The sequence below is a fragment of the Candidatus Polarisedimenticolia bacterium genome (assembly GCA_036001465.1).
Classification (GTDB): Bacteria; Acidobacteriota; Polarisedimenticolia; order Gp22-AA2; family Gp22-AA2; genus Gp22-AA3.
Genome location: DASYUH010000086.1, coordinates 18,213 through 35,213 on the forward strand (window position 1 = coordinate 18,213; position 17,001 = coordinate 35,213).

General features: G+C 68.2%; 15 protein-coding genes. All 15 read left to right on the forward strand.

Annotation, left to right across the window (positions count from 1 at the left end; genetic code table 11):
* Window positions 1–42 precede the first annotated feature (42 nt).
* The 15 genes from VGV60_15585 (at window position 43) to VGV60_15655 (ending at window position 16,940) form a co-directional block, all read left to right on the forward strand.
* The gene (locus tag VGV60_15585) at window positions 43–1,122 is read left to right on the forward strand and encodes a tetratricopeptide repeat protein (protein ID HEV8702696.1); all 1,080 of its coding nucleotides are present in this window, start codon (window positions 43–45) and stop codon (window positions 1,120–1,122) included.
* The gene (locus tag VGV60_15590) at window positions 1,119–1,469 is read left to right on the forward strand and encodes a hypothetical protein (GenBank protein ID HEV8702697.1); all 351 of its coding nucleotides are present in this window, start codon (window positions 1,119–1,121) and stop codon (window positions 1,467–1,469) included. The genes VGV60_15585 and VGV60_15590 overlap by 4 nt, the downstream gene beginning before the upstream one ends.
* Before the next feature lie 145 nt (window positions 1,470–1,614).
* Window positions 1,615–2,103 (forward strand): acetyl-CoA carboxylase biotin carboxyl carrier protein, encoded by a 489-nt coding sequence (gene accB, locus VGV60_15595; GenBank protein ID HEV8702698.1) that lies wholly within the window; start codon window positions 1,615–1,617, stop codon window positions 2,101–2,103.
* 19 nt (window positions 2,104–2,122) lie between these two features.
* Window positions 2,123–3,487, forward strand: a complete 1,365-nt coding sequence (gene accC / locus VGV60_15600) for an acetyl-CoA carboxylase biotin carboxylase subunit (GenBank protein HEV8702699.1) — start codon at window positions 2,123–2,125, stop codon at window positions 3,485–3,487.
* A 20-nt stretch (window positions 3,488–3,507) separates the two neighbouring features.
* Window positions 3,508–4,008, forward strand: a complete 501-nt coding sequence (locus VGV60_15605; protein ID HEV8702700.1) for a shikimate kinase — start codon at window positions 3,508–3,510, stop codon at window positions 4,006–4,008.
* Window positions 4,008–4,745, forward strand: a complete 738-nt coding sequence (locus VGV60_15610) for a metallophosphoesterase family protein (GenBank protein HEV8702701.1) — start codon at window positions 4,008–4,010, stop codon at window positions 4,743–4,745. Before VGV60_15605 ends, VGV60_15610 begins: the two co-directional genes overlap by 1 nt.
* Before the next feature lie 5 nt (window positions 4,746–4,750).
* Window positions 4,751–4,996 (forward strand): hypothetical protein, encoded by a 246-nt coding sequence (locus tag VGV60_15615; protein ID HEV8702702.1) that lies wholly within the window; start codon window positions 4,751–4,753, stop codon window positions 4,994–4,996.
* Entirely contained in the window at window positions 4,993–5,229 is a 237-nt protein-coding gene (locus VGV60_15620; protein ID HEV8702703.1) for a galactosyldiacylglycerol synthase, read from the forward strand. Before VGV60_15615 ends, VGV60_15620 begins: the two co-directional genes overlap by 4 nt.
* Before the next feature lie 268 nt (window positions 5,230–5,497).
* The gene (pilB, locus tag VGV60_15625; protein HEV8702704.1) at window positions 5,498–7,219 is read left to right on the forward strand and encodes a type IV-A pilus assembly ATPase PilB; all 1,722 of its coding nucleotides are present in this window, start codon (window positions 5,498–5,500) and stop codon (window positions 7,217–7,219) included.
* Between the two features lie 22 nt (window positions 7,220–7,241).
* A complete protein-coding gene (locus tag VGV60_15630; protein ID HEV8702705.1) occupies window positions 7,242–8,372 on the forward strand; it encodes a type IV pilus twitching motility protein PilT in 1,131 nt (376 codons plus the stop codon).
* Window positions 8,373–8,401: 29 nt separating this feature from the next.
* Entirely contained in the window at window positions 8,402–9,604 is a 1,203-nt protein-coding gene (locus tag VGV60_15635; GenBank protein ID HEV8702706.1) for a type II secretion system F family protein, read from the forward strand.
* 8 nt (window positions 9,605–9,612) lie between these two features.
* The gene (locus tag VGV60_15640) at window positions 9,613–11,295 is read left to right on the forward strand and encodes an ATP-binding protein (protein HEV8702707.1); all 1,683 of its coding nucleotides are present in this window, start codon (window positions 9,613–9,615) and stop codon (window positions 11,293–11,295) included.
* Entirely contained in the window at window positions 11,280–12,680 is a 1,401-nt protein-coding gene (locus tag VGV60_15645; protein HEV8702708.1) for a sigma-54 dependent transcriptional regulator, read from the forward strand. Before VGV60_15640 ends, VGV60_15645 begins: the two co-directional genes overlap by 16 nt.
* 25 nt (window positions 12,681–12,705) lie before the next feature.
* The gene (locus VGV60_15650; GenBank protein HEV8702709.1) at window positions 12,706–15,123 is read left to right on the forward strand and encodes a hypothetical protein; all 2,418 of its coding nucleotides are present in this window, start codon (window positions 12,706–12,708) and stop codon (window positions 15,121–15,123) included.
* Window positions 15,120–16,940, forward strand: a complete 1,821-nt coding sequence (locus VGV60_15655) for a hypothetical protein (protein ID HEV8702710.1) — start codon at window positions 15,120–15,122, stop codon at window positions 16,938–16,940. Before VGV60_15650 ends, VGV60_15655 begins: the two co-directional genes overlap by 4 nt.
* The last annotated feature ends 61 nt before the right edge of the window (window positions 16,941–17,001 follow it).

Consider the following 17,001-nt stretch of genomic DNA (forward strand, 5'->3'; position numbering starts at 1 on the left):
CTCGGTGAAATGCTTACCTCAATGAAGCCAATGGCTTAAACGATGGCCCGACCCGGATCCGAGCGCCATTCCTCGATCGAGTCCCTGAAGGAGAGGATCGCCCGCGATCCCCTCTCGCGGGCATTCCTGCAGCTCGCGGAGGAGTATCGCAAGGAGGGGCGCTACCAGGAGGCGGTCCGGGTCTGCCTGGAGGGGCTGGAACGGCACCCGACGTACCACACGGCCCGCATCTCCCTCGGCCGGACGCTCATGGAAGCGGGGAACCTGGTGGACGCCAAGCGCGCCTTCTCCGAGGTGCTCGACCTGCAGCCGGAAAACCACCTGGCGGGCAAGCTCCTGGCGGACGTGCAGAAGAAGACCTCCGATCGAGCCGGAGCCGCGGAGACCTACCGCACGATCCTGCGCTACTATCCGGGAGACCGCGAGGTCCAGGTCCTCCTGGCGGAGATGCTGGGCGGGCCGATAGCCGACACGGCGCAGCCCGCACGGGTCGGGCCGGCCGCCGTGCCGCCGGCGCCGCCCCGCGCGGCCCCGGCCCCCGCCGCGGCGGTGCCCGCGGCGTCGGGACCTTCTGCCCCGGCAGTTCGTGCCCCGGCGCCACCGGCGCCGGCGACTCCCCGCCCCGCCGATCCGGCGGTCGACTTCCAGGCCGGCGACCTGGACGGAGCGGGCCTCCTGGCAGGCGGGCTGACCGAGGGTCCATCCGGTCCGTGGGGAACGCCACCTGCCGGTCGAGCGGACGCTCCCGATAGCCCCGGCGATGGCGACGACGCCTTGCACACCAATACGCTCGCCGAGCTCTACCTGCGGCAGGGTCTCGTGGACAAGGCGGTCGAGGTCTACCGATCGATGCTGCGCGTGGATCCGGACAACCTGAAGGCGGCCCGCAGGCTGGCCGATCTCGAGTCGGCCGGCGCCGCGCCCGCGGTGTCCGCCGGTCTGCGAACGGCCCCCGCGATCGAGAGGCCGGAGCCCGTCGCGGCAAGCCGGACGAGCCCCGATCCCCCCGCGACGGCTCCGACCGGACCCGTCGCGAAGACGAAGGATCACAGGATTGACCGGCTCGAACGCTGGCTGGAGACGATGCGCTCCGGCACCGCCAGGGAGGCGAACTCTCGATGAAGGCGCTCCTCCTGGAACTGCTGGACCGGATTCCCGAAGCCCGCGGGGCCGCGGTGGTCGGGATGGACGGCATCACGGTCGAGAAGGTGTCCGCGCAGCCCTCGTTCAACATCGACCTGGCGTCCGCCGAGGCCATCGCCCTGGCCAGACGGGTGCGGCCCGCCGGGGCCGGCGGCACGGACGGTCTTGAGGAGATTTCCGTGATCTGCCGATCGGGGCTGACGATTCTCCGATCCATCGGAGGCGATTACTACCTGTGCCTGGTGGTCGGCCCGGACGGAATCCCGGGGCGCGCCCGCTTCGAGGCCTGGAGGGCGGGCCGGCAGCTGGAGCACGCCGTCGCCTGAACCGCCGCCGGGCACATCCGGAATCCGCCGCTGTCCCGGCGGGCCCCCGGCGTTCCTGGCGGCATTGAGATATGATGCAGGCATCGGGTCGCGACCCCCAGGGCCCCAGAGGCCGCCGCGGCTTCCGAGGCGGAGGAGATCCCGCATGGGCGGAGGAGCATTGGACAGCGAAATCCGGGAGCTGATGGAGTATATCGAGGCCAGCAGCTTCGTCGAGTTCGAGCTCGAGCGCGAGGGTTTCAAGATCAAGCTGGTGAAGCGGTCGCCCCTCACCAACGGCGCGGCCCCGTCGGTCTCCCCGGCCGCGCAGGTGGCCGCGGCCACGGCGGTGACCCAGGCCGCCGAGGCGCCCGTCCCGCGCCCGGCCGTGGTCGATGCCCCCGACCTCCACGTGGTGAAGTCTCCCATCGTCGGGACGTTCTACCGGGCGGGGTCGCCCACCGCCCGATCGTTCGTCGAGATCGGGGACCGGGTGAAGAAGGGCCAGGTCCTGTGCATCATCGAGGCGATGAAGCTGATGAACGAAATCGAGTCGGACTGCGACGGCGAGATCCTCGAGGCGCTCGTGGCGAACGGCCAGCCCGTCGAGTACGGAGAGCCGCTGTTCAAGATTCGCAAGGGCGCCCCGGCATGACCGGGCGCCGCGCCACTCCATGTTCAAGAAGATCCTGATCGCGAATCGCGGCGAGATCGCCCTTCGCATCATCTGGGCCTGCCGGGAGCTGGGCATCCAGACGGTGGCGGTCTACTCCACCGCGGACGCCGACTCGCTGCACGTCAAGTTCGCGGACGAGGACATCTGCATCGGACCGCCGCGCAATGCCGACTCCTACCTCAACATCGGCGCGGTGATCGCGGCCGCGGAGATCACCGACGCGGACGCCATCCATCCCGGGTACGGCTTCCTGGCCGAGTCGGCCCACTTCGCCGAGGTGTGCGAGGCCTGCCATATCCGGTTCATCGGCCCGGGACCCAACGTGATCCGGCTGATGGGAGACAAGGCGAAGGCGCGCGAGACCATGACGGCGGCGGGCGTGCCGATCATTCCGGGGAGCCGGGGGACGATCGCGGACGAGCAGGAGGCGTTGCCGCTGGCCGCCAAGATCGGCTACCCCGTGATCGTCAAGGCCGCCGCCGGCGGGGGAGGCAGGGGGATGCGGCTGGTCGGCTCTCCCGAGGAGCTCGCCGCAGCGATGTCCGCCGCGCGCACCGAGGCCAAGGCGGCCTTCGGCGTCCCCGATGTGTATCTGGAGAAATACCTCAAGTCGCCGCGCCACATCGAGTTTCAGATCCTGGGCGATTCGTTCGGGAACATCGTGACCCTGGGAGAGCGCGAATGCTCGATCCAGAGGCGTCACCAGAAAATCGTCGAGGAGGCGCCCTCGACGGTCCTGACCCCCAAGCTCCGCCGCCGCATGTCGGACGCGGCGCTCAAGGTGGCGCGCACGGTCGGCTACCAGAACGCCGGCACGGTGGAATTCCTGCTCGACGAGGAGGGACGCTTCTACTTCATCGAGATGAACACGCGCATCCAGGTCGAGCACCCGGTCACCGAAATGGTGACCGGCATCGACCTGATCAAGGAGCAGATCAAGATCGCGGCGGGCGAATCGCTCTCCTTCCGGCAGGAGGACATCCAGACGACCGGGCACTCGATCGAATGCCGGATCAACGCGGAAGATCCCGAAACGTTCGCCCCGTCGCCCGGGAAGATCACCACCTTCCACCTCCCCGGCGGTCCCGGAGTGCGGGTCGACACGGCGGCGCATCCCGAGTGCGCCATCTCCCCCTTCTACGACTCGATGATCGGCAAGCTGATCACCCGCGGCAACAATCGCATGGAAGCGATCTCCCGGATGCGCCGCTCGCTCGAGGTCATGGTGGTGGAAGGCATCCGGACGAACATTCCGCTGCACCGGCGCATCATGGACGACCAGGACTTCATCCGCGGCAATCTGAACACGGGCTTCCTCGACCGGCTCCTGGAGCGCAAGGAGGAAGCCGCCGTCGCCTCCTGATCGGGCGGTCCGGGCAGGCCATGGGTGAGCATCCGGGCACCGTGTTTCTGGTGGGTTTCATGGGTGCCGGAAAGACCACCGTCGGCAGGATCCTGGCGCGCCTCCTGGGATGGGACTTCGTGGATCTCGATGAGATCATCGTGAAGGCCGAAGGACGCGGCATCCCCGCCATCTTCGCCCAGGAGGGGGAGGCCTACTTCCGCCGCCTCGAGCGGGGGGTCCTGGCGTCCCTGCGGGGACGGACCCGCCTGGTGGTGGCCTGCGGCGGCGGGACCTATGCGAACGACGAGAGCCGGCTCCTGATCGACCGCATGGGTCGCGCCGTCTGGGTTCAGGTGCCCCTCCACCAGGCGCTCGCCCGCTGCCCCCCGGGAGATGAGCGCCCCCTCCTGCAGGACGAGTCCCAGGCGGAGGCGCTCTACCGGAGGCGGCTCCCGACCTACCGCGCCGCCGGACTGCACGTCGACGCCGACGGCCTGACCGCCGAGGAAGTCGCCGAGCGGATCGCCGGGATGCTCTGATGCGCTACCTGATCCTGTCCGATCTGCACAGCAACCTGGAGGCGACGCAGGCGGCCATGGCCCACGCCCTGGAGCTGGGATACGACCGCGCGCTGGTCCTGGGAGACATCGTGGGATACGGGGCCGACCCGAATCCCGTGATCGATCGGCTGCGCGCGCTGCCGGGGCTGGTGGCGATCCGGGGCAACCACGACAAGGTGGCCGCCGGGCTCGAGGACGGGGAGGATTTCAACGACGCGGCGCGCCAGGCGGCGCACTGGACCCGGCGGGCGCTGACTCCCGCGAACCTCGCCTTCCTGAAGGCGCTCCCGCGCGGCCCCCTGGAGTTCGCGCCCGGGCGTTACCTGTGCCACGGCACGCCTCTGGACGAGGACGGGTACCTCCTGGAGGAAGACGAGGCCCAGCGCTGCTTCGAGCGCCTGGACTTCGAGGTCTGCTTCTTCGGGCACAGCCATTACCCGGGGGCCTTCGTCCTGGACGGGCTCCGCGCCCTGAGGCGAACGGCGGGTGGCGGCGCGGTCATCGGACTCGAGCCGGGACGGCGCTATCTCGTGAATCCGGGCTCGGTGGGGCAGCCGCGGGATCGCGACACCCGATGCGGCTTCGGCATCTACGACGAGGCGCGGCGTGAGGTGACCTTTCACAGGGACGAGTATCCGGCGGCCCTGGCTCGCGAGAAGATCCTGGCCGCCGGCTTGCCTCGCTGGCTGGGGGATCGCCTCCTCGTCGGGGCGTAAACAGCATGACGCTTCTTACGGCACATCGCATCTTGATCGGCTCGGCCGTCGCGTTGTTCGTCTACTATGGCCTGCGGGAGCTGGCCGGCTGGCGGGCGGCCGGAGCGGGGGGCGGTTGGATCCGCGGCACCGTGTCCCTCGCCCTGGCGGGAGGCCTGGGCCTGTATTTCCTGACGCTCCGGCAGAAACGCGGCCGGGGTGATGGGCCGGAGCGCGGCGCCGCGACCGGCACGCGTGGAGAGGGACGATGATCAACCTGTTCGACAACGACACGGACGCCGATCTCGGCGCCATCAGCGACGAGCAGCTCGAGTTCCTGATCGAGGAGCTGGTCGAGGAGAGTCTCGACGAGTACACCTACAGCATCAACCCGGCCGCTATCGGGGCCCTCGAGGCACATGGGGGGGACCCGGCCCTCATCTCCCTGCTGCGGCGCGCCCTCGGAACTCGCTCCTCGATGGAATTGCGCTACGAGCCTGACTGACCCTCTGCGTTGAGTCTGATGTAACAGCCCCGACACGCCCCCTGCAGCAAATTCAATCGACTTGTGCAAAGTATTGTCAACGCACAGCTTGATTGATTCGAATCCGAGTTTCAACTTGGTATTGACGAATTGTCAAATATTCGTAGTCATATTTCCATGATTGGCTTGACATAAATTGTTCAGGTACATAATTTGTCACCTGTACTTGAATAGGTGTGTGTTCAGGCTGGTCCGAGTGCCTGTTCAACCTGCCGCGATGGGGATCTGAATGGCCGTCAAGCTGGGCGAGATGCTGATCAAGGCGGGGCTCCTGACGCCGCAGAAGCTGCAGGAGGCGCTCGAGTACCAGAAGACGAACGGCGGCAAGCTCGGACTGAACCTGGTCAAGCTCGGCCTCGTCAAGGAAGAGGACATCACCCGCGTCCTGTCCCAGCAGTACGGGGTCCCCGCAATCAATCTGTCCAAAATCGAGGTCGACGACTCGGTCGTGAAGCTGATCCCGAGCGAGGTCGCGCAGAAATACCTGATCATGCCGGTCAGCCGGACCGGAGCGACGCTCACCATCGCCATGGTGGACCCGACGAACGTGTTCGCCATGGACGACATCAAGTTCATGACCGGCTACAACGTCGAGCCGGTCGTCGCGTCCGAAGTCGCCATCAAGGAGGGGATCGACCGCTACTACGGCTCGATCCACGCCCTCGAGCTCAAGAAGGTGATGGACGACCTGGCCCACGAGGAAACCGCCGACCAGAACCTGGAGCTGCTCGATGACGAGCAGGAGGTCGACCTCCAAAAGCTGGAGGCGGCGACGGAGGAGGCCCCGGTCGTCCGGCTGGTGAACCTGATCCTGACCGACTCCATCAAGCGCGGCGCCTCCGACATCCACATCGAGCCGTACGAGAAGGACTTCCGCGTGCGCTTCCGCATCGACGGCGTGCTCTACGAGATCATGCAGCCCCCGATGAAACTGCGCGACGCCATCACGTCCCGGTTGAAGATCATGGCGAAACTCGACATCTCCGAGAAGCGACTGCCGCAGGACGGCCGCATCAAGATCAAGATGAAGCTGCAGGGAAAGAACCGGGAGATGGACTACCGCGTCTCGGTCCTCCCGACGCTGTTCGGGGAAAAGATCGTCCTGCGGCTCCTGGACAAGGAAAACCTCATGCTGGACATGACCCGGCTGGGGTTCGAGCAGGAATCGCTCAACAAGTTCGAAAAGGCCATCTTCAAACCGTACGGCATGGTGCTGGTCACCGGCCCGACTGGATCGGGCAAGACCAACACCCTCTATTCCTCCATCAGCAAGGTGAACACCCCCGAGACGAACATCATCACGGCGGAGGACCCGGTCGAGTTCAACCTGCACGGCATCAACCAGGTGCAGATGAAGGAGCAGATCGGGCTCAATTTCGCCGCGGCGCTGCGTTCCTTCCTCCGCCAGGACCCCAACATCATCCTGGTCGGAGAGATCCGCGACTTCGAAACGGCGGAAATCGCCGTGAAGGCCGCCCTGACGGGGCACCTCGTGCTGTCGACCCTGCACACCAACGACGCACCCTCCACCATCAACCGGCTCATGAACATGGGGATCGAGCCGTACCTGGTGGCCACCTCGGTGCATCTCATCTGCGCGCAGCGCCTGGTCCGACGGCTGTGCAAGGACTGCAAGGAGGAGGTCGGCATGCCGCCCCAGGCGCTCATGGACATCGGGTACGCGCCCGAGGTCGCCCCCAAGGTGAAGCTCTACAAGGGGAAGGGGTGCGGCACGTGCAACAGCACCGGCTACAAGGGCCGCGTGGGCCTGTACGAGGTGATGGAGATTTCCGATTCGATCCGCGAAATGATTCTGACGGGCGCCTCGTCCGTCGAGCTGAAGAACAAGGCCATTGAAGAAGGGATGATCACGCTCCGCGGCTCGGGGCTGCGCAAGATCCAGGCGGCGCTCACGACCGTGGAAGAGGTCGTGCGCGAGACGGTTCTCTAAGAGATCCCGGGGAGGGATGACCATGGCGGTGACGCTGCACCAATTGCTGAAAACGCTGGTCGAGCAGGGAGGCACCGACCTGCACGTCACGACCAACTCGCCTCCTCAAATCCGCGTGGACGGCAAGCTGGTGCCCCTGCAGCTCCCGCCGCTCACGGCCCCCGAAACCAAGGCGCTGGCGTACAGCGTGCTCACCGACAACCAGAAGCACCGGTTCGAGGAGAACCTGGAGCTGGACTTCTCGTTCGGCGTGCGGGGCTTGGCGCGGTTCCGCGCCAACATCTTCAGCCAGCGCGGAGCGGTCGCGGCCGCCTTCCGGACGATCCCCTGGGAGGTGAAGAACTTCCAGGACCTGGGGCTGCCGGAGGTGGTGTCCGGGCTGTGCGACAAGCCGCGCGGCCTCATCCTGGTGACCGGGCCGACCGGCTCGGGCAAGTCGACGACGCTGGCGGCGATGATCGACAAGATCAACAACGAGGACAAGGGGCACATCGTCACCATCGAGGACCCGGTCGAGTACCTGCACGGCCACAAGAGCTGCATCGTCAACCAGCGCGAGCTGTTCGCGGACACCCACTCCTTCAGCAACGCCTTGAAGTCGGTCCTGCGGCAGGACCCGGACGTGGTGCTCATCGGCGAAATGCGCGACCTCGAGACGATCGAGGCCGCGCTGCGCATCGCGGAAACGGGGCACCTGACGTTCGGCACCCTGCACACGAACTCGGCCGCGCAGACGATCAACCGCATCATCGACGTGTTCCCGGCGCACCAGCAGTCGCAGATCCGCGCCCAGCTGTCGTTCGTGATCGAGGGGATCATGTGCCAGTCGCTCCTGCCCAAGGCCTCGGGCAAGGGGCGCTGCCTGGCGATGGAGATCCTGGTGCCCAACTCGGCCATCCGGAACCTGATCCGCGAGGACAAGATTCACCAGATCTACTCGATGATGCAGACGGGGCAGGCCCAGTTCGGGATGCAGACCTTCAACCAGTCCCTGGCCAGCCTCTACTTCAAGAAACAGATCAGCCTGACGACGGCGCTGTCGCACAGCAGCAACCCGGACGAACTGCAGGAAATGATCAATCGCGGAGCGGGGCTCATCAGCCAGCCGACCGCGGTGAGCCAGGCGGCCGCGCGCGCCGCCACGCGCAAGTAAGGACGCGAGCGAGCCGGAAGGGAGACCCGATGCCGAACTACACCTGGAAGGGCAAGAACCGGATGGGGAAGATGCAGGAGGGGACCGTCGCCGCCGAGAACAAGGAGGCGGTCATCGCCCTGCTGCGCCGCCAGCAGGTCATGGTGTCGGCGGTCACCGAGAAGGGGAAGGAGATCGCCGTCCCCAAGTTCGGCGGCGGAGTCAGCCAGAAGGAGATCGCCATCTTCGTCCGCCAGTTCTCGGTCATGATCGACGCCGGCCTGCCGCTGGTGCAATGCCTCGAGATCCTCGGCTCGCAGCAGAAGAACCGCACGTTCCAGAAGGTCCTGTTCCAGGTGCGCCAGGACGTGGAGTCCGGCTCGACCCTGTCCGACTCGCTGCGCAAGCACCCGAAGACCTTCAATGACCTGTTCTGCAACATGATCGCGGCCGGCGAGTCGGGCGGTATTCTCGATACGATTTTGCAGCGATTGGCGGCCTACATCGAGAAGGCGGTCAAGCTGAAGGCCGCGGTGCGCTCGGCGATGATCTACCCGGTGGCGGTCATCACGATCGCCGTCGGCGTCGTGGTGATCATCCTGTGGAAGGTCATCCCGACCTTCGCCATGCTGTTCCAGGGGCTGGGCGCCACGCTGCCCCTCCCGACGCGGATCACGATCGCCGTCAGCAACTTCCTCGGCCGCTACATGCCGATCATCGTCCTGGCGCTGGGCGCCGCGGGCTACTTCCTGAACCGCTACTACAAGACTTACAAGGGGCGCCGCCAGATCGACGCCTTCATCCTCAAGATGCCGGTGCTCGGCGAGCTCATGCGCAAGATCGCCGTGGCGCGGTTCTGCCGCACCCTCGGCACCCTGATCCAGTCCGGCGTGCCGATTCTCGAAGGACTCGAGATCACCGCCCGCACCTCGGGCAACTCCATCGTCGAGGACGCCATCATGGCGACCCGCAAGAGCATCGAGGAGGGGAAGACGATCTCGGGGCCGCTGGAGGAGACCGGCGTCTTCCCGTCGATGGTCGTCCAGATGATCAGCGTCGGAGAGCAGACCGGCGCCCTCGACGCCATGCTTTCGAAGATCGCCGACTTCTACGAGGACGAGGTGGATGAGGCCGTCGAAAACCTGATGGCGCTCCTCGAGCCGGTGATGATCCTGTTCCTCGGGATCATGATCGGCGGCATCGTCATCTCCATGTACATGCCGATGTTCAGCCTGCTCGGCAAGATCTCCTAGGCGCATGGATGGAACTGCAGCAGCGGGAGCTTCGCAGGCAGCTCGACTGGCTCATGACCTTCCGGGTCGTGATCATCACGACCCTGATGGCCTCGACCTTCGTCATCGAGCTGCTGTACCGGCCGCTCCTGTCGCTGCAGCCGTTCTACCTGCTGGCGGTCGTCACCTATGCGATGACGATCGCCTACGCCGTCCTGTCGCGCACGCTGCGCGCGGTGCGGCCCCAGGTGTACGTCCAGCTGATCGGGGACCTGTGGGTCGTGTCGGGGTTCGTCTACCTGACCGGCGGGGCGGGGAGCCCGTTCTCCTTCCTGTACCTCCTGACGATCATCATCGGCAGCCTGCTCCTGGTCCGTCGGGGCGGGTTCCTGGTGGCGGCGTGCTCGTGGCTGATGTACGCCTCGATGGTCCTCCTCATCCAGCACGGCTGGCTCCGGCGGCTCCCGACGGACGCCGGAGACGGCGAGGAGGCCATGGTGCGCCTCCTGTATTCCCTGGTGTCGCACCTGGTCTCGTTCTTCGCCGTGGCCTACCTGGCGTCGTACCTGACGGAGAACCTGCGCCGCACCGGCCACGAGCTGGAGATGCGACGGGAAGACCTGGCGCAGCTGCGCGATTACAACGACCACATCATCGAAAGCATGAACTCCGGGCTCCTGACGACCGACTGGGAGGGAACGATCACCTTCGCCAACCGCGGCGCGGCGGAGATCACCGGACGGGGGGCCGCGGACCTTGTCCGTCGCAACATTCTGCAGGTCCTGGGCCAGCCACCCGAGTTCCTGCAGCGGGTGCGCATAGCCCTGGAGCAGAAGCGGCGATTCCGCGTGGAGCTCGACTACGACGACACGCGCAGCCGCCGGCTGTTCCTGGGATTCACCGTCTCGACGCTGCGGGAGGGGACCGGCGTTCCTCTCGGATTGATCTTCATCTTCCAGGACCTCACCGAGATCCGCGCGCTGGAGGATGAGGTGGCGCTGAAGAAGCGCATGGCGGCGCTCGGAGAGATGGCGGCGGGCGTGGCGCACGAGCTCCGGAATCCCCTCGCCTCGATCAGCGGCTCGGTGCAGGTCCTGAAGCGCGATCTGAAGCCGCAGGGCGAGACCGGAGAGCTGATGGACATCGTGATCAAGGAATCCAAGCGACTGGACCAGATCATCCGGGACTTCCTGCTGTTCGCCAAGCCGGGACGCTTCCACGCCGAGACCGCCGACCTGGTGGGCGTGCTGCGTGAGACGCTGAGCCTCCTGGAGAACAGCGAGGAGATGAGGCCGCACCACAGGGTGGAGACCCGGTTCCGTCCCCCGTCCATCCACCTCGCCTTCGACGTGAACCGCATGAAGCAGGTGTTCTGGAACCTGGCCAAGAACGCGCTCCGCGCCATGCCCGAGGGCGGGGTCCTGACGGTGAGCGCCCTCGATCTGGGGGACGGCCAGGTGACGGTCAGCTTCGCCGACACCGGGATCGGCATGTCGGAGGACGATGTCGCCAGCAACTTCCAGCCGTTCCACGGCTCGTTCCCGAGCGGCACCGGCCTGGGCCTGGCGATCGTCTACCGCATCATCGAGGAGCACGGCGGGAAGATCCGGGTGAAGAGCCGCAAGGGGGCGGGGGCCGAGGTCGTGCTGCACATGCCGCGCGCCGCATCGGCGGTCGCCGCCCCGGAGGAGAGACAGTGGACCGCGTCCTGATCGTCGACGACGAGAAGGGGATGCGCGACTTCCTCTCGATTCTCCTGAAGAAGGAGGGGTACGCCGTGGCCCAGTCCGAGTCCGCGGACAGGGCGGCGGAGCAGATCGGCAAGGGGGAATTCGACCTGATCATCAGCGACATCTCCATGCCGGGCAAGTCGGGGCTCGAGGTCCTGAAGCAGACCAAGGCCGCGAACCCGGACACGCCCGTGATCCTGATCACCGCCTATGCCTCGACCGAGAGCGCCATCGAGGCCCTGAAGCTCGGGGCCTACGACTACATCGTCAAGCCGTTCGACGTCGAGGAAATGAAGGCCGTCGTGCGCAACGCCCTGGAGAAGCGCCGGCTGGAGCACGAGAACCGGGCGCTGAAGCGGGAGCTGAAGGAAAAGCTGCGCTTCGACGAGATGGTGGGGGACGGCGCCCGGATGCGCGAGGTCTTCGATCTCATCGCCAAGATCGCCCCGACCAACAGCACCGTCCTGGTCTCGGGCGAGTCGGGAACGGGGAAGGAGCTGGTGGCCCGCGCCATCCACGCGGGAAGCCCCTGCCGGGACCGTCCCTTCGTCTCGATCAACTGCGGGGCGCTGCCGGACGAGCTCCTCGAGAGCGAGCTCTTCGGCCACACGCGCGGATCGTTCACCGGGGCGGTGGCGGCCAAGAAGGGGCTGTTCGAAGTCGCCGACGGCGGCACCATCTTCCTGGACGAGATCGGCGACACGACCCCGGCGATGCAGATCAAGCTCCTGCGCGTTCTCCAGGAGCGCCGCATCCGGCGGGTCGGCGGCACGGACGAGATCGAGGTCAACGTGCGCGTCCTCGCGGCGACCAACCAGGACCTCGAGCAGATGGTCAAGCAGAAGCGCTTCCGCGAGGATCTGTACTACCGCATCAACGTCATCCAGATCCGGATGCCGGCGCTCCGGGAGAAGCCGGAGGACATTCCCAAGCTGGCGCTGCACTTCCTGATCAAGTACAGCCGGATCATGGGCAAGAAGATCACGCGCATCAACGAGGACGCGATGAGCCGGCTGACCGCGCACGACTGGCCGGGGAACGTCCGCGAGCTGGAGAACGTCCTCGAAAGGGCCGTGGCGCTGGAGACCTCCGACGCCATCACCGTGGAGAGCCTGTCGCGCGACGTGAAGAGCGGCGGCCGGCCCCCCCAGGAATTCCCGCTGGCGCTCGGTGACGGCGGCATCGACCTCGAGCGCCAGCTCGAGCGGCTGCGCGAGCACTACATGGACGAGGCGCTCCGCCGTGCCCAGGGCGTCCAGACGAAGGCGGCGGAGATTCTCGGGATGAGCTTCCGCTCGTTCCGCTATTTCGCCAAGAAGTACCGCCTCCTGGACGGGCGCAAGGAGTCCCGGGCCGACGTGGGCTGATTCCAGAACCTCTGCGAGGCGACGCGTGCCGGCGAACCATGCGGGGAACGACCGGGCCGGGGCGCGCCTGCAGGCGGTGCTTCCGTGGACCCTCCTCGCGCTCCTCCTGCTGCTGGCGTTTCACGGCGCCCTGGGAGGACGCCTCTTCTACCTGCGCGACATCTCCCAGAACCACGCGCCGCTGCGCGCGTACGTGACCGAGCGCCTCGGCGCCGGCTCGCTCCCGCTGTGGGATCCGTATCATGGCGGAGGCACGCCGCTCCTCGCGAATCCGAACGCGCTCGTCTTCCATCCCATCACCCTGCTGTTCTTCATCCTGCCGTTCCACGTCGCCTTCACCCTGTCGATCGTCCTGCAGTTCGTCCTGCTGGCTGCGGGAGGGTACCTGCTGGGCCGGGCCGTGGGCCTGGGGCGTGAAGCCTCTGCGCTGGCCGCGGGCGTCCTGTCCCTGTCGGGTCCCGCGGCGTCTCTCGCCAGCATGCAGAACCTCCTGTCCGCGGCCGCCTGGGTGCCGCTGGCGCTCTGGGCCTTCCTGCGGGGTCTGCAGCCGGGCCGTCGCTGGCTCCTTGCGCCGGCCGCCCTGTGCGCCGCGGTCGTCCTGGTGGCGGCGGAGCCGGCCTCGCTCCTGGCGCTGGCTCTCGTCGGCGCCGTTCTCGGGACGACCTCGAGGGCCGCGGCCGGGCGGACCGCCGCTCCGCTCGCCGCGCTCGGCGCCCTCTCGCTCGTCCTGATCCTGGCGGTCTTCCTGGCCGCCGCCCAGATCCTCCCGGCCCGCGCCCTCCTGCCCCTGGCGGAACGCGGGGCGGGGTTCGGGGCGGCGGAGGGGATGAAGTGGTCGCTCGCTCCGGCGCGGCTCTTCGAGGCGGTCCTGCCGCGGCTGTTCGGCGATCCGACGCGCCTGTCGCCGGCCGCCTGGTGGGGAGGGTTCCTGTTCGAGGGGCACTATCCGTTCCTGCTGTCGCTCTACGTCGGCGCCATCCCCGCCGTCCTCGCGCTGATCGGCGCCCTGCACCGGGGCGGTGACGGCGCGCGCCGCCGGGGACTCGCGGCGGCGGCCGCGTCGGCGCTCCTGCTCGCCCTCGGAGCCCACAGCGCCCTGTACCGGGGTCTGTTTCATGCCGTTGGCCCTCTCCGGCAGGTACGCTATCCGGAGCGATTCGTGCTCGTGGCCCTCCTGGCGCTGGCGCTTCTTGCCGGATACGGCCTCGACCGGTTGCGGTCCGGCCCTCCGTCGAGGCGCGCCGCCCTCGCGGCGGTGGCCGCGGCGACGGGGGCCTTCGCCCTGACGGCCGCGGTCGCCACGCCCCCTCTCGCCGACCGGATGCTCGCGGCCGTCGCGCAGGTCCCGGCGTTCTTTCTCGCCTCCGAGGCGGCGCCCGTGGTCCGCGGTGGCCTGCTTCGATCGGCCCTGTGGGCCTTCGCGGAGACGGCCTTCCTGGCGGCCATCGCCGTCTCCCTGCTGGGGCGCCACCGGCCCTTCCTGGCACGGGGCATCGGGTGGGTGGTGGTTCTCGTCTCGGGGGGCTCGATGATCCTCGCCGCGGCCCCCGCGCTGTCCAGCGCGGCCCCCGGCTGGCTGTCCGCCCCCTCGCCGCTGGCTGTGGTCGTCGGCCACGAGGCGTCGGCGCCGCGGCTGCACCATGCCGCGCGGCCGCCCGACCTGAGCGTCTGGGCAAAAACCGACGAGCTGATCTGGGGCTATCGGTTCGACCGCTTCGCCTACGCGCTGTACACGGGGCATCCCGAGCACGTGCCGACGGCCCTGGATGCCGCGACCGACCGGATGGACCTGAAAGACAGCGCCGACCTCGGCCGGGCCCTGGCCCGGCTCCCGTCCGCGGCGCGGGTCCGGGCGCTCGCCGCCTGTCGGGTGGGGCTCCTCCTGTCGTTCGCCCCCCCCGAGGACGGGGGACTCCTGGACGGGCCGATCCTGGAAGGATTCAGCCGGCCCCCCCTGCGCGTCTACCGGGTGCCCGGTGTGGTGCCGCGCGTGCGGTGGGTCGGACGGGCGCGGCCGCTGCCGCCCGGCCGATCGCTGGCGGACGTCCTGTCCGACACCGGCTATGATCCGAACCGTGAAGTCCTCATCGAGGGGCTCGAGGCGGCGATCGGGGAGGAGACGCCCCGTCCGGGCGGCCCCGGCGCTGCGTCGGTCGCCTTGGAGTCGCCGGAGCGCCTGGTGCTCACCGTGTCCGCCCTGGAACCCGGTTTCGTGGTGGTCGCGGACGCCTTCGCGCCCGGGTGGCAGGCGATCCTGGACGGACGGACCGTTCCGATCCTGCGGGCCGACGGGCTGTTCCGGGCGGTGGCGGTCGCCGCGGGACGGCACGAGCTGGAGATGGTATATCGACCGGCGGAGGTCAGGGCAGGCCTGGGACTCAGCCTCGCGGCCCTCCTCGTGACGGCGCTCCTCGGAATCACCGCCGCGGCGAGGAGACTGTGACGGACCCCGGCACGCGCGGCGACCGGATCCTCCTCGTCCTCCTCCTGGCGCTCGTGGCGCTCGCCTCCGCGTGGAGCCCGATCCGCAACTATGACTACTGGTGGCATCTGAAGACAGGCGCCCTCATCCTCGAGACGGGACACGTCCCGCGCGCCGATCCGTTTTCCTTCACCGCGCGCGGGGAGCCGTGGGTCGACCACGAATGGCTGTTCCAGGTCGCGTCCTATCTCGGGCACCGGGAGCTGGGACCCGCCGCGCTCGTCGCGATCAAGGCTCTCCTCGTCCTGGGCCTCGCCCTCCTCATGGCGCACCACGCTCGCCGCGAGGGGCACCTGGCGGCCGGCACGGCCATCCTGACGTCAACCGCTCTTCTGGGCGCCTCCTTTCGCTTCGACGTGCGGCCCGAGCTGGTGAGTCTTCTGGCGCTGCCGCTCATCGTCTGGCTGGCGATCCGCGCGCGGGACCCCGGCCCAAATCGGCTCCTGTGGTTCGTGCCGGCAGTCGTCGTCCTCTGGTCGAACCTCCACCCCGGGGTGATCCTGGCGCCCCTGGTGCTCGCGGCCGGAAGCGCTGTGACCTTCCTGTGGGAACGCCTCGAGCTCCGGGCCGCGGGGGCGGAGCGAAGGGAGCCGCGCGGTCGCTTCGCGCCGCGGCTGGCGCTGACCGCGGCCGCCGCTGCGCTGTGCGCCGCGGCCAACCCGTACGGCTTCCGGATCTACGAAGTCCCCGTGCACCTGTCGCGCCTTCTCGCGTCGCTGCCGTCCCCCAACCTGGAGTGGGCCCGGCCACGAGTCGCCGACTTCCCGCTGTTCTACGGAGCCGCCGCCCTGACGGTGATCGTCCTGCTGGCCGCGGGGCGGCGCCTCGATCCGATTGCCGCGCCGGCGCTCGCGCTCTCGGGATTGCTGGCGGCCGCGCACCTGCGAAACATCGGGCTGTTCTTCGTCCTTCTCCCGTTCGGCCTCGCGCGCCCGGCCCGCGCCGTCTCGGATCGGCTCGCAGCGAGCGCGCCGGCACGCTGGCTGGCGTCCCTGCGGCCGGCGGCCCGGTCGTCCGGCGAGGCTCCGCCGTTGCCCGGCATCCGGCCCCGCTTCATCCTGGCCGTCCTGGTTTTTCTGACAGCCGTCCCGCTCCTCACCGTCCTGCCGCCGCAGACCGCGTGGGGGCTCGGGGTCGCTCCGGACAACGAGCCGTCCCGGGCGGTCGATTTTCTCGATCGGGAGGGGCTCGGCCGGCGCCTGTACAACGACGTCCGCTTCGGCGGCTATCTCATCTGGAGACGCTTCCCGGAACATCCCGTGTTCATCGACGGACGGAATGAGGTCTATCCGCGGCTCCTGCGGGAGGTCTTCGCCTCGCTCAACGACTCGCGGGCCTGGCAGGCCTTCCTGGAGGGGCACGGCATCGACGCCGCCTTGGTGCGCTATTCCCCGGCACTCGAACGGGTCATGATCCCGGGAGCGAACGGGCGCCCCGACCGAGTGCTCGAGCGCGCCTTCTCCGCAAACCATTTCCCCCGGCAGGATTGGGCGCTGGTCTACTGGGACGATGACGCGATGATCTTCGCGCGCCGTACGCCTGCGAACGACGGCGTGATCGCCCGCCTGGAGTACCGGGCGGTCCAGCCCGAGGACTGGCTGTACGTCCTGGCAGGTGTCCTGGCCCGCCGCGTCGATCCGGGCCCGATCGTGAAGGATCTGGAGCGGAAGCTCCGCGAGGAGCCGGGCTCGGTCCGCGCCCGGTTCCTGCTCGCGAAGTTCCAGGGAGTCCTGGAGACGACGAAGAACGACGCCATCGCCCCGCTTCCGGGGAGGTGACAGACAGTGTCAGCGGGCGTCTGTCCACCTGACGAATCTTGTTAATATCGGCCGGCCGGGC

What these genes read in the sequence shown, in the direction of transcription:
- VGV60_15620 (HEV8702703.1), top strand. Translation starts at nt 4,993, where the DNA reads ATGATCAACCTGTTCGACAACGACACGGACGCCGATCTCGGCGCCATC.
- VGV60_15635 (HEV8702706.1), top strand. Translation starts at nt 8,402, where the DNA reads ATGCCGAACTACACCTGGAAGGGCAAGAACCGGATGGGGAAGATGCAG.
- VGV60_15640 (HEV8702707.1), top strand. Translation starts at nt 9,613, where the DNA reads ATGGAACTGCAGCAGCGGGAGCTTCGCAGGCAGCTCGACTGGCTCATG.
- VGV60_15605 (HEV8702700.1), top strand. Translation starts at nt 3,508, where the DNA reads ATGGGTGAGCATCCGGGCACCGTGTTTCTGGTGGGTTTCATGGGTGCC.
- accC (HEV8702699.1), top strand. Translation starts at nt 2,123, where the DNA reads ATGTTCAAGAAGATCCTGATCGCGAATCGCGGCGAGATCGCCCTTCGC.
- VGV60_15590 (HEV8702697.1), top strand. Translation starts at nt 1,119, where the DNA reads ATGAAGGCGCTCCTCCTGGAACTGCTGGACCGGATTCCCGAAGCCCGC.
- VGV60_15610 (HEV8702701.1), top strand. Translation starts at nt 4,008, where the DNA reads ATGCGCTACCTGATCCTGTCCGATCTGCACAGCAACCTGGAGGCGACG.
- VGV60_15630 (HEV8702705.1), top strand. Translation starts at nt 7,242, where the DNA reads ATGGCGGTGACGCTGCACCAATTGCTGAAAACGCTGGTCGAGCAGGGA.
- accB (HEV8702698.1), top strand. Translation starts at nt 1,615, where the DNA reads ATGGGCGGAGGAGCATTGGACAGCGAAATCCGGGAGCTGATGGAGTAT.
- VGV60_15585 (HEV8702696.1), top strand. Translation starts at nt 43, where the DNA reads ATGGCCCGACCCGGATCCGAGCGCCATTCCTCGATCGAGTCCCTGAAG.
- pilB (HEV8702704.1), top strand. Translation starts at nt 5,498, where the DNA reads ATGGCCGTCAAGCTGGGCGAGATGCTGATCAAGGCGGGGCTCCTGACG.
- VGV60_15615 (HEV8702702.1), top strand. Translation starts at nt 4,751, where the DNA reads ATGACGCTTCTTACGGCACATCGCATCTTGATCGGCTCGGCCGTCGCG.